The following is a 13,840-nucleotide window of genomic DNA, read 5'->3' on the forward strand; positions in this document are numbered from 1 at the left end:
CCTGAAACCTCCGCCGCAGGGATTGATCCAGGGGCGGATCGCCAGCTGCCTCTCCAACGGTGAAGCTCGCAAATTTTGCGTGACAATAGGCGATCGGGACGATACATACCCGGCATGTCCACGACTTCAATTTACGCCTCGCGATTTTATTCGTACCGCTGCTTCCAGCGGATGCGGGTCCGTGCGTAACTGAATTCGACGCGACGACAACCCGAACAGCCGCTAGTCTACCTGGCGGCTTTTCTGTTCCGCACGGTATGACCAAACAGGAGCCATGCCGTGCCCGACACCATCGATGATCTGCGTATTCTCGAGATCACCCCGCTGACCAGACCCGCCGATATCATCGCTGAAATTCCCCGAACCGCTTCAGTCAGCGAGACGGTGACCAGCAACCGCAATGCCATCCACCAGATTCTCAAGGGTGAAGACGACCGCCTGATCGTCGTCATCGGCCCCTGCTCCATCCACGATCCCGTTGCTGCACGCGAATATGCCGCGCGGCTGGCCGAGCAGCGACAGCGCTTCTCCAGTGATCTGGAAATCGTCATGCGCGTCTATTTCGAAAAGCCCCGCACCACAGTCGGCTGGAAGGGCTTGATGAACGACCCGCATCTCGATGGCAGCTACCGTATCGAGGAAGGGCTGAGAATTGCCAGGCGCCTGCTGCTCGACGTCAACGCGATGGGCCTTCCGGCGGGTGTCGAATTCCTCGAGACGATCACACCGCAATACATTGCCGATCTCGTCAGCTGGGGTGCGATCGGCGCGCGCACGACCGAGAGCCAGATCCATCGCCAGCTCGCCTCCGGCCTCTCCTGCCCGATCGGCTTCAAGAACGGCACCGACGGCGGCGCTCGCGTCGCGATCGACGCGATCCTGGCCGCTTCGCAGCCGCACCACTTCCCGGCCGTCACCAAGGACGGACAGGCGGCAATCGCTTCGACGAAGGGGAATGAAGACTGCCACATCATTCTGCGCGGCGGCAAGCGGCCGAATTATGAGGCGGCCGATGTCGGAGCCGTCGCAGCGGAATGCCTGAAAGTCGGGGTCACCCCGCGCATCCTCATCGACGCCAGCCATGCCAACAGCAGCAAAGATCCGATGAACCAGCCACGGGTTGTCAAGGACGTCGCCGGACAGATCTCCGCGGGCAATCACCACATCAAGGGCATGATGATCGAAAGCAACCTCGTTGCCGGCCGCCAGGATCTCGTTCCCGGCAAGCCGCTGGTCTACGGCCAGTCCATCACCGATGGCTGCATTGACTGGGATATGTCGGTGAGTGTGCTGGAAGATCTGGCGGACGCCGCTCGCAGGCGGCGCCGAGCGGCAGCGGCTTAAGCCGCCGGAAAATACCTGACATAAGCAAACTCGTCACCATCCGGCGACCAGCAGGGCACGTTGATCGTGCCCTGCCCGCCGAAAAGCTCGAACAGCGTCTTAAGGTTGCCGCCGTCCATATCCATCAGCCGCAGCCGCACGTCGAGATCGCGCGGATGGTCGAAGACCGAAGGATCGTAGGACAGGATCAGCACCTTGTCGTTTTTGGGCGATGGATGGGGAAACCAGTTCCCCTGATTGTCCGACGTCACCTGTTCGAGGCCTGTGCCATCCGGATGGATGCGCCAGATCTGCATCAGCCCGGTGCGGCTGGAATTGAAATAGATCCATTGGCCGTCGGCGGAATAATCCGGCCCGTCGTTGCGGCCTTCGCCATGCGTCAGCCGCGTCTCGACGCCGCCGTCGACTGAGATCGTATAAATGTCGAAAAGATCGTCGCGAATGCCGCAATAGGCGAGCTGGCGGCCATCCGGTGACCAGCCATGCCAATAGGACGGCTGGTTTTGCGTGATGAGCCGCGGCGTGCCGCCTTCGACCGGCAGGATGTAGATCGTCGACTTGCCGAATTCCGTCTTGTCCGAGATGACGATCTCAGTGCCATCAGGCGAAATGCCGTGATCATTGTTGCAATTGACGGCAAAGCCCGTATCGACCTTCACCACCTCGCCGCCATCGAGCGGCAGCCGGAAGAGCAGCCCGTCGCCGTTCAGCAGGAGATAGGAGCCATCGGCTGAGAAATTCGGCGCTTCCACCAGCCTGTCCGTCTGCCAGACCTCGCGAGCCCTGCCCGTCCCGACATTGTAGATCTCGACCGAGCTGCGCATGTTGCCTCCCTGATATGTCGCTTGCGTCAGCGATCCCGATTGCGTCAGCGATCACGATCACGTCAGCGATCCCGGAACCGGTTGGTGATCGGGTAGCGTCGGTCGCGGCCGAAGTTCTTCTTCGTGATCTTAACGCCCGGCGCCGATTGCCGGCGCTTATATTCGGCAAGATAGAGCAGGTGCTCGACGCGGTGGACGGTGGCGACGTCATGGCCGCGCGCGACGATCTCCTCGACCGCCATTTCCTTCTCCACCAGGCATTCGAGAATATCGTCGAGGACGGGATAGGGCGGCAGCGAATCCTGGTCCTTCTGGTCCGGGCGAAGCTCGGCCGAGGGTGCCTTGTCGATGATATTCTGCGGGATCACCTCGCCCGACGGCCCGAGCGCAGTCGGCGGCACATTCTCGTTGCGCCAGCGCGCCAGCGCATAGACCTGCATCTTGTAAAGATCCTTGATCGGATTGAAGCCGCCATTCATGTCGCCATAGAGCGTGGCGTAACCAACCGACATTTCCGACTTGTTGCCCGTCGTCACCACCATCGCGCCGAACTTGTTGGAAATCGCCATGAGGATGACGCCGCGCGCGCGGCTCTGCAAATTCTCCTCGGTGATTCCGCTCTCAGTTCCCTCGAAGAGGTTGGACAGCGCGCTGCTGAAGCCGGTTACTGGCTGCTCGATCGGTACGATGTCATAGCGGCAGCCGAGCGCCTTGGCACAGGCGGCTGCATCCTTCAGTGAATCTTCCGAGGTGTAACGATAGGGCAGCATGACCGTTCGCACCCGCTCCTCTCCGAGAGCATCGACCGCGATCGCTGTGCAGATCGCCGAGTCGATGCCGCCGGAAAGGCCGAGAACGACGGTTTTGAAACCGTTTTTGTTGACGTAGTCGCGGAAGCCGAGCAGGCAAGCGCGATAATCGGCCTCCTCGCCCTCTGGGATACGCGCCATCGGCCCTTCGGCGCAGCGCCAGCCGGCTTCCCCACGTTTCCACGTCGTCACAGCAAGTGCCGTCTCGAACTGGCTCATCTGGAAGGCGAGCGATTTGTCGGCATTGAAGGCGAAGCTCGCCCCGTCGAACACGAGCTCGTCCTGCCCTCCGAGCTGGGCGGCATAGATCAGCGGCAGGCCGGTCTCGATCACCTGCTTCAGTACCACCTGGTGACGGATATCGACCTTGCCGCGATAATAGGGAGACCCGTTCGGGGACAGCAGGATCTCCGCCCCGCTTTCGGCCAGCGTCTCGCAGACGCCGAGATCACCCCAGATATCTTCGCAGATCGGAATGCCGAGCCGCACGCCGCGGAAATTCACCGGCCCCGGCATAGCTCCCTGCACGAAGACCCGCTTCTCGTCGAACTCGCCGTAATTCGGCAGATCGACCTTGTCGCGCACCGCGACGACCTTGCCGCCGTCAAGCACGGCGACGGAATTATAGCGTCCGGTCTGGTCCTGCCGGGGAAAACCGATGATGACGCCCGGCCCGCCATCGGCGGTATCGGCCGCAAGGCTTTCCACCGCCTTCCAGCAGGCACGGATGAAGGCCGGCTTCAGCACCAGATCTTCCGGCGGGTAGCCGGAGATGAAAAGCTCGGTCAACACGAGCAGATGCGCGCCTTCCCGGCCCGCATCGGCGCGGGCTTCGCGCGCCTTGGCGAGATTGCCGGCGACATCGCCGACCGTCGGATTGAGCTGGCCGATAGCGATGCGGAAGATATCGGAGAGAGCGTTTTCCTGTGTCATGTCATTTGTTTAGCCTGCGGCTCCCGTTACCGCAACACGTTCGCGGCCAAAGCGTTGCATCCGGCTCACGAATTTTTTGTGAACAGGCCTGCTGGAGGCTTACGGCACCGATGCATTGCAATTTACCGGCGGAGCGGAATACTGACGCACGAAAGCGGCAGCATCGATAACGGTCATTGGAAACAGGCCATGAATAACTTTTCGAACTTCGTGCACCATCATTTCGACAAACCGGCCGACGAACTCGGCGACACGGAAAAGCGTGTGCTGGCGAAAGCGCACGAGCGCAAGATCATCTCGACCGACGTCAACGCCGCCTTTTCTGCCGAGGCCTCTTTTGGAGAACGTATCGCCGACAGCATCGCCCGTGTCGGCGGCTCATGGTCGTTCATCCTCGGCTTCCTGGCCTTCCTCGTGGTCTGGACGGCGATCAACACCATCGTTTTGGCGAGTGGCGCTTTCGATCCCTACCCCTTCGTCTTCCTGAACCTGATCCTGTCGATGCTCGCCGCCATCCAGGCGCCGATCATCATGATGTCGCAGAACCGTCAGGCCGAGCGCGACCGCTTTGAGGCGGCCAAGGATTACGAAGTCAATCTCAAGGCCGAACTCGAAGTGCTCTCCTTGCACCAGAAGATCGATATGCGCGTCCTGACGGAGCTGACGGCGCTGCGCGAAGACGTCGCTCGTCTCAGCGCCGCGCTCGCGACCAAGACCTGAGGCGGGGCACTCAACGGGGCGGATACCTGTCATATTGCGGCAGACCATCTGTTATCTCGTAGAAATCACCCTTGTCGGTGCAATAAATGTGATGGCTGAAGGCAAGGCCGCTCGGTTCGTCGAACGCTCCGGCCAGGACCGAAACCTCCGGTGATACATCCCCCTGCCAAAACAGCGCCGAGCCACAATTGCCGCAGAAGCCGCGTTGCGCCTCGCCGCTCGACCGATACCACCGGACTGCGCCGGGATCTTCCACCGAAAGCGCCGCGCGCGGCACGTTGACCGCAGCATAATAAAATCCCGTCTGACGGCGGCATTGTGAACAGTGGCAACCGACAACAGGCCCGGGCTTTGCCCGAATTGAAAATCGCACGGCGCCGAAAAGACAGCCGCCTAGATGTTGTTCGCTCATGATAGCTCTCTCCTCGGTCCTGGAGAAACTTGCGGCCACGAGACCTCGTCGTCAAATCCATTCCCCTGAACAAGCAATCAGAAATCTTGAAGCGTTCACGATTGGCCGGCGGCCGCCGAATGTTGCCCGTTGACCACACCCGCCGATCTCCTCTCGTCATCGCGTTGAACCGGACGCTGATCCCGGTGATACTGATGGCTCACTTTATTCAACCGCCGGGAGACTGACATGAGAGCGACCCTGTCCAGACAGAAAGGAAACATCGCCCACAAGGACATTCTGCTTCATGCACACGCAATTCTCTCGCGCGAGGAAAAGCTCGCGACGCCATAACCCCTTCCTGAACTTCTTCCGCGACGATTTGAACGCCGCTGAACGTGAGCGGCGCTGGTCGCGTATGCGCAAGTTCATCTCCTATTACCGCCCGCATCTGCCTTTGCTGCTGGCGGATCTGCTTTGCGCCATACTCGTGGCCGCCACCGCCGTGGCGTTGCCCCTCTGTGCCAACATCGTCACAAGCCGGCTTCTGGCTCTGCCGGATGCCCCCGACGCCTTCGCTCAGATCCTTGCCATGGGCGGTGTGATGCTGGCCGTTCTCGCGGTCCAGATAGCGGCGATTTTCTTCGTCGATTATCGCGGCCATGTCATGGGCGCCCGCATCGAGGCGACGGTGCGGCAGGAACTCTTCGAGCATTACCAGAAGCTGTCCTTCAGCTTCTACGATGGCCAACGCACCGGGCAGTTGATGAGCCGCATCACCAACGATTCCCTCTGGCTGGGCGAGCTCTTTCACCACGGCCCCGAGGATCTCTCCATTGCCGTCCTGAAATATGGCGGCGCCATGCTGGTCTTGTTCTTCATCGACCCGCTGCTGGCAACCCTCATCCTGTTGCTCACTCCGGTGGCGGTGGCCTATGCACTTTATTTCAACCGGCGCATGAACCATGCGCTCGAAGCTAGCAAGCGCCAGGTCGCCGCCGTCAACGAGCGTGTCGAGGATGCGCTTGCCGGCATCCGCGTCGTCCAGTCCTTCGCCAACGAAGCATTGGAACGGCAGCGCTTCGCCGCACAAAACCAGCGTTTCCTGCAAAGCCGCGCCGACGGCTACCGCAGCGAGGCCTGGTTTTCGGTAGGCACTGAAAGCTTTGCCCAGCTCGTCACCATATTGGTGATCATCGCAGGAGGCCTGCGCATCCTGACAGCGGACCTGACCGTCCCGGATATGCTGACCTTCCTGCTCTGCGTCGGCGTGCTGGTCGATCCCGTGCAGCGGCTCGCGAATTTCGTGCGCCTCTGGCAGGAGGGTTATACCGGCTTCACGAGGGCCATGGAGATCCTGGAAATCGATCCCGATATCACCGATCGACCGGACGCCCGTCCGATGCCGGCGCCAAGGGGCGAGATCAGTTTTTCCGACGTCGCCTTCGGCTACGAAGCCGATGGTCCCAGGGTGCTGGAGCGGCTTTCCCTCACCATTGCCCCCGGAGAGTTTGTCGCGCTGGTCGGCCCTTCTGGAGTGGGCAAGAGCACGCTTTGCGCGCTGATACCGCGCTTCTACGATGTCGAAGCTGGGGCGATCCGTATCGACGGAACCGATATCCGCGACGTAACGCTGGCTTCGCTGCGACGCCATGTCGGGGTGGTGCAGCAGGACGTCTATCTCTTTGCCGGCACCGTTGCGGAAAACCTGCGTTACGGCAAGCTGGACGCGACCGATGGCGAGCTCGAAGCGGCCGCCCGCGCCGCCAATGCGCACGACTTCATCATGACTCTGCCGAACGGCTATGACACCGATATCGGCCAGCGCGGCGTCAAGCTTTCGGGCGGCCAGCGCCAGCGCATCACCATCGCCCGCGCCTTCCTCAAAGATCCGGAAATCCTGATTTTCGACGAAGCGACCAGCGCCCTCGACAACGAGAGCGAACGGGCGGTGCAGCAGGCGCTGCTCAGTCTGGCGAATGGCAGGACCACCCTGGTCATCGCCCACCGCCTGTCGACAGTCCGCCACGCCGACCGCATCCTGGTCCTGACGGGCGATGGCATTGTCGAACAGGGCACGCATGATGATCTGATGGCGCAAGGCGGCGTCTACGCCAACCTGCACAGCGTTCAGGCCAGCATCTGAAGCCAATAAAAAGCCCGGTCGAGCCGGGCTTTTCATCATCTGTTTCGGGCTATCCTCAGCCGTTGACGACCATGCGCTTCTCGTCGCGGCCGCCCTTCATCCGCTCGGCAAGCAGGAAGGCGAGTTCGAGCGCCTGGTCGGAATTGAGGCGCGGGTCGCAATGGGTGTGGTAGCGGTCCTGCAGATCGTCGGCTGTGACGGCGCGGGCGCCGCCGGTGCATTCCGTCACGTCCTTGCCGGTCATCTCGACATGGATACCGCCTGGATGTGTGCCTTCGGCGCGATGAATCTGGAAGAAGCTTTCGACTTCCGACAGGATTCGCTCGAAGGGACGGGTCTTGTAGTTGTTGAGCGTGATCGTGTTGCCGTGCATCGGGTCGCAGGACCAGACGACCTTGCGGCCTTCGCGCTCGACGGCGCGAATGAGACGCGGCAGGTTTTCGGCGACCTTTTCATGGCCGAAGCGGCAGATCAGCGTCAAACGGCCCGCTTCGTTAGCGGGATTCAGAATGTCGATCAGCTGCAGCAGATCATCGGCCTGCAGTGACGGGCCGCATTTCAGGCCGATCGGGTTCTTGATGCCGCGGCAATATTCAATATGCGCATGATCTGCCTGGCGCGTGCGGTCGCCGATCCAGATCATGTGACCTGAGGTGGCATACCAGTCGCCGGAGGTGGAATCGACGCGGGTCAGCGCTTCCTCGTAGCCGAGCAGCAGCGCCTCGTGGCTGGTGAAGAAATCGGTCTCGCGCAGGCTCGGGTGGTTTTCCGAGGTGATGCCGATCGCTTTCATGAAATCCATCGTTTCGCTGATGCGGTCGGCAAGCTTGCGGTAGCGCTCGCCCTGCGGGCTGTCCTTGACGAAGCCGAGCATCCACTGATGCACGTTTTCGAGGTTGGCGTAACCGCCCATCGCAAAGGCGCGCAGGAGGTTCAGCGTCGCGGCCGACTGGCGATAGGCCATGGCTTGGCGTTCCGGGTTCGGAATGCGCGACTCCTCGGTGAATTCGATGCCGTTGATGATGTCGCCGCGATAGGCGGGCAGCGTCACGTCGCCCTGCTTCTCGACATTCGACGAGCGCGGCTTGGCGAACTGGCCGGCGATGCGGCCGACCTTGACGACCGGCAGCTGCGCGCCGAAGGTCAGCACGACGGCCATCTGCAGGAAAGCGCGGAAGAAGTCGCGGATGTTGTCAGCCCCGTGTTCGGCGAAGCTCTCGGCGCAGTCGCCGCCCTGCAGCAGAAAACCGTTGCCCTCAGCGACATTGGCGAGATGCTTCTTCAGGCGGCGCGCTTCGCCTGCGAAGACGAGCGGCGGATAGCTGGCGAGAGTGGCCTCTGTTGCCGCCAAAGCGGCTGCATCGGGATATTCGGGAACCTGCAGGATCGGTTTCTGCCGCCAGCTGCTCGGGGTCCAGTTCTCTGCCATTTTACCAACCTCACTCACATCCATTCCTCGGATGCCCTGTCTCAATATCCGGCGGCTTATAGACCTTTAGATCAAGCTTGCAAAGGCCAATCACCGGAAGCTTTAAACCAGCATATACCATGTCGATTTCCCCATATTTCAGACTTTGCATGTAGAAGCTGAAGGAATTTCAATTCGGGGACATGTCATGGCGATCCTTCCGCCCGGCTTCATATTGGACCGCTCGGGCAATTTCGGCATCATGACGGCATTGCTGATGGTGCCGCTCGTGGGTGCGGCCGGCATGGCGGTCGATGTGGCCCACGCACTGAGCCTGAGAACGCAGCTCTACGCTGCCGCCGATGCTGCGGCCGTCGGTTCGATCGCCGAAAAATCGGGCGCAGTCGCCGCCGCAATGACAATGAACGGCAACGGCACGGTCTCGCTTGGCAACACCGACGCCCGCAACATCTTCATGTCGCAGACGTCGGGTGATCTGACCGACATTCATATCGATCTCGGCATCGACGTCACCAAGACCGCCAATAAGCTGAACTCGCAGGTTTCCTTCACCGCGACCGTGCCGACTACCTTCATGCGCATTTTTGGCCGGGATTCGATCACCATCTCCGGCACGGCGACAGCTGAATACCAGACTGCCGCCTTCATGGATTTCTACATCCTGCTCGACAACACGCCTTCCATGGGCGTCGGCGCGACCGCAACCGACGTTTCGAAGCTGCAAGCCAAGACCGGCTGCGCTTTCGCCTGTCACCAGATGGACCAGAGCACCAACAACTACACCATAGCCAAGAGCCTCGGCGTCACCATGCGCATCGACGTGGTTCGCCAGGCTACCCAGGCGCTGACCGATACGGCCAAGGCCGAGCGCGTCAGCAGCGATCAGTTTCGGATGGGTGTCTACACCTTCGGCACCAAGGCCGAGGACGCGAAGCTGACGACGATTTCCGGCCTCACCTCCGACCTGACAAAAGTCAAGAATTATACCGACGCGGTCGACCTGATGACAATTCCTTACCAGAATTACAACAGTGACCAGCTCACGAGCTTCGACAGCGCGATGACGCAGATCAACACAATCATCGACCCCGCGGGCGACGGAACCTCGAATATCAGCCCTGAAAAAATCCTGTTTTTCGTCGCCGACGGCGTCGGCGACAGCTACAAGCCCTCGACATGTACCAAGAAGACGACCGGCGGTCGCTGCCAGGAGCCGATCGACACGTCTTTCTGCAAGCCGCTGAAGGACCGAGGCGTCAAGATCGCCGTGCTCTATACCACTTACCTGCCGCTGCCCAGCAACAACTGGTACAACACCTGGATCAAGCCCTTCCAGAGCGAGATACCGACGAAAATGCAGGCCTGCGCCTCGCCCGGCCTTTATTTCGAAGTCACGCCCACCGACGGCATCGCGGACGCGATGAAGGCGCTTTTCCTCAAAGTCATCCGCGCGCCGCGCATCACCAGTTAGCAGGGCTCAGAGGCGCTGCCCATCACGGATGCGGTAGCTCGGCGCATACATGGTGACGAGCTCTTCGGCCGCGGTCGGGTGCAGCGCCATCGTCCGGTCGAAATCGTCCTTGGTGCAGCCGGCCTTGAGCGTGACGCCGAGCAGCTGCGCCATCTCACCGGCATCGTGCCCGAGGATATGAGCCCCCACCACCTTGCGGCTCGCCGCATCGACGATCAGCTTCATGATCATCCGCTCGGACCGGCCCGAAAGCGTCGCCTTCAGCGGCCGGAACTGGGCCCGGTAGACTTCGAGCTCGCCATAACGCTTGCCCGCCTCCTCTTCCGACAGGCCGACGGTGCCGATCTCGGGCTGTGAGAAGACGGCGGTGGGGATCAGGTCATGGTCCGGCCGGGTCGGATTGTTCTTGTACTCGGTCTCGATGAAGCACATCGCCTCGTGAATCGCCACCGGCGTCAGCTGTACCCGATTGGTGACATCACCGAGAGCATAGATATTTTCGACGTTTGTACGGGAATAATCATCGACTATGATGGCGCCACGCTCGTCGATGGCGACGCCGGCTGCCTCGAGACCGAGGCCTTCCGTATTCGGATCGCGCCCGAGCGCGAGCATCACGACATCGGCCTGCAGCGTGCCGCTGTTCAGCGTCTCCAGCACCAGCCCATCGTCGGTCTTCGAAACCTGCTGCAGCGTGTCATGACAGAGGATGCGGATGCCCTTGGCGACCATCGCCTCGTGCAGCCCCCGCCTTAGATCCTCGTCGAAGCGGGACAGGATCTCGGCGCCGCGATAGATCAGTGTCGTCGCCACGCCGAGGCCATGGAAGATATTGGCGAATTCGACGGCGATGTAACCGCCGCCTGTGATCACGATCGATTTCGGCAGTTCCTCGAGATGAAATGCGTCGTTGGAAGAAATGCAAAGCTCGTGTCCGGGAAGCGCGACATGCGGGTTCGGGCGTCCGCCGGTGGCGATCACGATCGTCTTAGCCGTCACCGTCTGCCCTGTTTTCACGAGCCGCACCGTATGGGCATCGACGAGTTCAGCGCGCGTTTCCAGAATCTCGGCATTGGCGCCGGCGAGCCCTTTCTTGTAGAGGCCTTCCAGCCGCGCGATCTCCGCATCCTTGGCGGCCACAAGCTTCTTCCAGTCGAAGCTGCTTCGGCCGACCGTCCAGCCGAAACCCGCCGCATCCTCGAAGTGCTCGTGGAATTGCGAAGCATAGACGAAGAGCTTCTTCGGCACGCAGCCGCGGATGACGCATGTCCCGCCATAGCGATATTCCTCGGCGATCGCCACCCTCTTGCCGAGCGAGGCGGCGACGCGCGCAGCGCGGACTCCTCCGGAACCACCGCCGATGACGAAAAGGTCGTAATCATAGGAAGACATGAGAAGCTCCGGAAGGGAATCGCTGGAAGGACGTTGCTGATATAGGGGTGATCATCATAAAAACAAAAGCCCCGCTGCTGCGTCTTCCCGTACTCCATGGCCGAATCTTGATCGGAAGGTGCCCCGGTCACCGTTTACGGTTGACCGCGTCGGCAGAGGCTGGCAGGCAATGCACGAGACTGAAAGGATGCCGGAGCAAAAGATGGATCAAACTCTCTTCGCCAACCTGTGCAGGGCCGGCAAGTTCAAGGAAGCGCTCAACCTCGCCATCCAGGGCCACGAGGGCGAAAAATTCGCGCCAAGCCGCTTTGCCATGGACAAGAAAACAGGGCTGCCGATCTTCTACCGCGGCAACAAGCGCGTAGAGCCGGATGAGACCGGCGTATGGCAGCTGGCCAAGAGTTCGAAGGATTGGGGCTGATCGCCCGTGGCGTATTTTCTCTCTCGAGGATTTGACGCTCTCAGCCGGTAATTCGGAAATCCCTCGGCATATTCTCGAGCTGAGCCGCTTCCGTCTCGACGCTTGAGACCGATGCCCCTGCAGGTCCGCGCCTCAAACGCTCGATCATCATCGAAATCGCATTATCCGCTCCAGCGATCAAGACGGAGACAGATCCGTCGGCTTCGTTGCGCACCCAACCCGTTACGCCGAGCTGCAGCGCCTCATCGCGAGTCCACATGCGAAAACCGACACCTTGGACCCTGCCTGATATCCGCACTTGCACCGCCTCGTGATGATCGGACATGTAGCCTCACCAAAACCTCGCCGTTATTGCCGTATCCATCATAACAAAAAAGCCCGGACGATGCCGGGCTTTTGCAAATCTGCGGAGGCAGCCCTTACTTCTGGGCAGCCGGGGCCGGCGCCGGAGCGGGTGCAGGAGCCACTGGGCTCTCGGTTGCCGGCGGTGGCGCCTTGATGACCTTGGACAGTTCGGCATTGCTCTGCTTTTCCAGGTCTCGCGAAATGCCCTGCGCCCAGATGTCGGCAGCCTTGGCCGTTTCGCGGGAGGCGACTGGACCATCGCGCAGCAGCTTCTTGCCGACGTCGGAATTATAGAAATCCGCAATCGCCTTCAGCTCGTCGACCGTGAAGGCCTTGGCATAAGTGAGCGCCGCCTCCTTTTCCAGATCACCGCGGCGCGGCGCCAGCTTCAGCGCCTGCGCGTCGACGGTCGATGAAATGATGTCCTGATAGTTCGGCGAATCCTGGATCAGGCCGGCCTTCAGGCGCTCGGCGAGGCCGGGCAGGATATTGTCGAACTGGGCAGTGGCGCCGATCGCGTCAATCGCCGCGCGCGCAGCCTTCAGCTGCTCTTCGGAAACTTCCTGCGCCTTGACGGCGGAGCCGAAGGCAAGCCCGGAAAGAACGATGGTCGCAGCGGCAAGACGGCCAAGACCTGCAATGTTCATCATAAGTGTATGCTCCTGTTATCTGTTTGCCTGCAGCGTGCGCGCACCCGCGGGACCGGCGATGATCGCAAGTGCCGCCATATTGATAAAGAGCCCGTGTTCGACGACGCCGGGTATGGAATTCAGCTCGCTCGAAAGCGCCTCTGCATCAGGAATGCGGCCAAAAGATGCATCGATGATGTAATGGCCGCCATCCGTGGTAAACTCTCCGTCACCGGAATGGCGCAGGTTGAGCTCGCCGGAAAGCCCGAGCCGAGCGGCGACCTTTTCAATGGCGATCCGCGTCGAGACGAGACCGAACGGATTGATCTCGATCGGCAGCGCGAAGGCGCCGAGTGTCTCGACCAGCTTGCTCTCGTCGGCAATGACGATCATCCTCTGCGAAGCGGCGGCGACGATCTTTTCGCGCAGCAGCGCGCCGCCGCCGCCCTTGATCAGCCTGAGCGCCGGATCGACCTCATCGGCACCGTCAACCGTGAGATCGAGCGCCGGCAGCTCGTCGAGCGACTTCAGCGGCACACCGAGCTCGACACAGAGCCGCGCCGTTCGTTCGGACGTCGGAACACCTTCGACCTGGAAGCCGCCTGCGACCTTCTCCGCCAGCAGACGGACGAATTCTTCCGCTGTACTCCCAGTTCCGATGCCGAGACGCATCCCTCTTTCGACATGGGCGAGCGCGGCCTCGGCGGCCTTGATCTTCATTTCGCGCGCATCCATGCGCCGCCAGCTCCGAATTATTGCGTTGGATGTGCTGTTTACACGGCTCGCCTGGCAAACGAAAGTCAAAATCATCACGGAAAATGAAAAGCCGAAACAAACGCCTGCGGCTTCCCGCGAATCCTCAGGCCGTTGCTTTCCTCCCCACGATCGCCTACCGATATCATCATTCCTGGGAATGACGCGTCGTCCATCGAAGCCGCTCGCAAGACGCCCATCGCTCAAAGAGGCAAACCCCCTTGACCCCTGCC

General features: G+C 61.0%; 13 protein-coding genes and 1 pseudogene. 6 read left to right on the top strand and 8 right to left on the bottom strand.

Features of this window, described 5'->3' with window-relative positions:
- The first annotated feature begins 279 nt into the window (after window positions 1-279).
- On the top strand, window positions 280-1,344 hold the full coding sequence (locus PH551_RS16765) for a 3-deoxy-7-phosphoheptulonate synthase (RefSeq protein ID WP_285193836.1): 1,065 nt from the start codon (window positions 280-282) through the stop codon (window positions 1,342-1,344).
- On the opposite strand, the gene PH551_RS16770 is transcribed toward PH551_RS16765, so the two are convergent.
- Together PH551_RS16770 and PH551_RS16775 are read right to left on the bottom strand one after the other, a co-directional pair.
- Window positions 1,341-2,168, bottom strand: coding sequence for a TolB family protein (locus tag PH551_RS16770; protein ID WP_285193837.1), 828 nt, complete (start codon window positions 2,166-2,168; stop codon window positions 1,341-1,343). The genes PH551_RS16765 and PH551_RS16770 overlap by 4 nt on opposite strands.
- A 62-nt stretch (window positions 2,169-2,230) precedes the next feature.
- A complete protein-coding gene (locus PH551_RS16775) occupies window positions 2,231-3,910 on the bottom strand; it encodes an NAD+ synthase (RefSeq protein WP_285193838.1) in 1,680 nt (559 codons plus the stop codon).
- Window positions 3,911-4,099: 189 nt separating this feature from the next.
- Between PH551_RS16775 and PH551_RS16780 the strand changes: the two genes are divergently transcribed.
- Window positions 4,100-4,630, top strand: coding sequence for a DUF1003 domain-containing protein (locus tag PH551_RS16780; protein WP_085778378.1), 531 nt, complete (start codon window positions 4,100-4,102; stop codon window positions 4,628-4,630).
- A gap of 10 nt (window positions 4,631-4,640) precedes the next feature.
- Here PH551_RS16780 and PH551_RS16785 read toward each other — a convergent pair whose 3' ends face one another.
- Window positions 4,641-5,042 carry a GFA family protein gene (locus PH551_RS16785; RefSeq protein WP_285193839.1) on the bottom strand — a complete coding sequence of 134 codons (402 nt, stop codon included), beginning with the start codon at window positions 5,040-5,042 and terminating at the stop codon, window positions 4,641-4,643.
- A 286-nt stretch (window positions 5,043-5,328) separates the two neighbouring features.
- On the opposite strand from PH551_RS16785, the gene PH551_RS16790 reads away from it, so the two are divergent.
- Window positions 5,329-7,167 carry an ABC transporter ATP-binding protein gene (locus tag PH551_RS16790; protein WP_285193840.1) on the top strand — a complete coding sequence of 613 codons (1,839 nt, stop codon included), beginning with the start codon at window positions 5,329-5,331 and terminating at the stop codon, window positions 7,165-7,167.
- Between the two features lie 55 nt (window positions 7,168-7,222).
- Here the strand turns inward: PH551_RS16790 and PH551_RS16795 are convergent, their stop codons facing one another.
- Window positions 7,223-8,596: a class II 3-deoxy-7-phosphoheptulonate synthase gene (locus PH551_RS16795; protein WP_183700154.1), complete on the bottom strand. Its 1,374-nt coding sequence runs from the start codon at window positions 8,594-8,596 to the stop codon at window positions 7,223-7,225.
- A gap of 187 nt (window positions 8,597-8,783) precedes the next feature.
- Here PH551_RS16795 and PH551_RS16800 point away from each other — a divergent pair, with 187 nt between their 5' ends.
- Window positions 8,784-10,067 carry a pilus assembly protein TadG-related protein gene (locus tag PH551_RS16800; RefSeq protein WP_285193843.1) on the top strand — a complete coding sequence of 428 codons (1,284 nt, stop codon included), beginning with the start codon at window positions 8,784-8,786 and terminating at the stop codon, window positions 10,065-10,067.
- A gap of 6 nt (window positions 10,068-10,073) precedes the next feature.
- On the opposite strand, the gene gor is transcribed toward PH551_RS16800, so the two are convergent.
- Complete coding sequence (gene gor / locus PH551_RS16805) at window positions 10,074-11,459, bottom strand: glutathione-disulfide reductase (protein WP_285193844.1); 1,386 nt, start codon at window positions 11,457-11,459, stop codon at window positions 10,074-10,076.
- 202 nt (window positions 11,460-11,661) lie between these two features.
- Between gor and PH551_RS16810 the strand changes: the two genes are divergently transcribed.
- Window positions 11,662-11,880, top strand: coding sequence for a hypothetical protein (locus PH551_RS16810; protein ID WP_285193845.1), 219 nt, complete (start codon window positions 11,662-11,664; stop codon window positions 11,878-11,880).
- Window positions 11,881-11,920: 40 nt separating this feature from the next.
- Here the strand turns inward: PH551_RS16810 and PH551_RS16815 are convergent, their stop codons facing one another.
- From PH551_RS16815 to rpiA, 3 genes are all read right to left on the bottom strand, one after another.
- The gene (locus tag PH551_RS16815; RefSeq protein WP_285193846.1) at window positions 11,921-12,205 is read right to left on the bottom strand and encodes an acylphosphatase; all 285 of its coding nucleotides are present in this window, start codon (window positions 12,203-12,205) and stop codon (window positions 11,921-11,923) included.
- Between the two features lie 94 nt (window positions 12,206-12,299).
- The gene (locus PH551_RS16820; protein WP_097599180.1) at window positions 12,300-12,875 is read right to left on the bottom strand and encodes a DUF2059 domain-containing protein; all 576 of its coding nucleotides are present in this window, start codon (window positions 12,873-12,875) and stop codon (window positions 12,300-12,302) included.
- A gap of 15 nt (window positions 12,876-12,890) precedes the next feature.
- A complete protein-coding gene (gene rpiA / locus PH551_RS16825) occupies window positions 12,891-13,589 on the bottom strand; it encodes a ribose-5-phosphate isomerase RpiA (protein ID WP_285193848.1) in 699 nt (232 codons plus the stop codon).
- Between rpiA and PH551_RS16830 the strand changes: the two are divergent.
- Window positions 13,588-13,840 (top strand): annotated as a pseudogene (locus PH551_RS16830) (hypothetical protein); the annotation flags it as partial. The gene rpiA and the pseudogene PH551_RS16830 sit on opposite strands and share 2 nt — an antisense overlap.

The organism is Rhizobium atlanticum, from assembly GCF_030182485.1.
GTDB lineage: Bacteria > Pseudomonadota > Alphaproteobacteria > Rhizobiales > Rhizobiaceae > Rhizobium.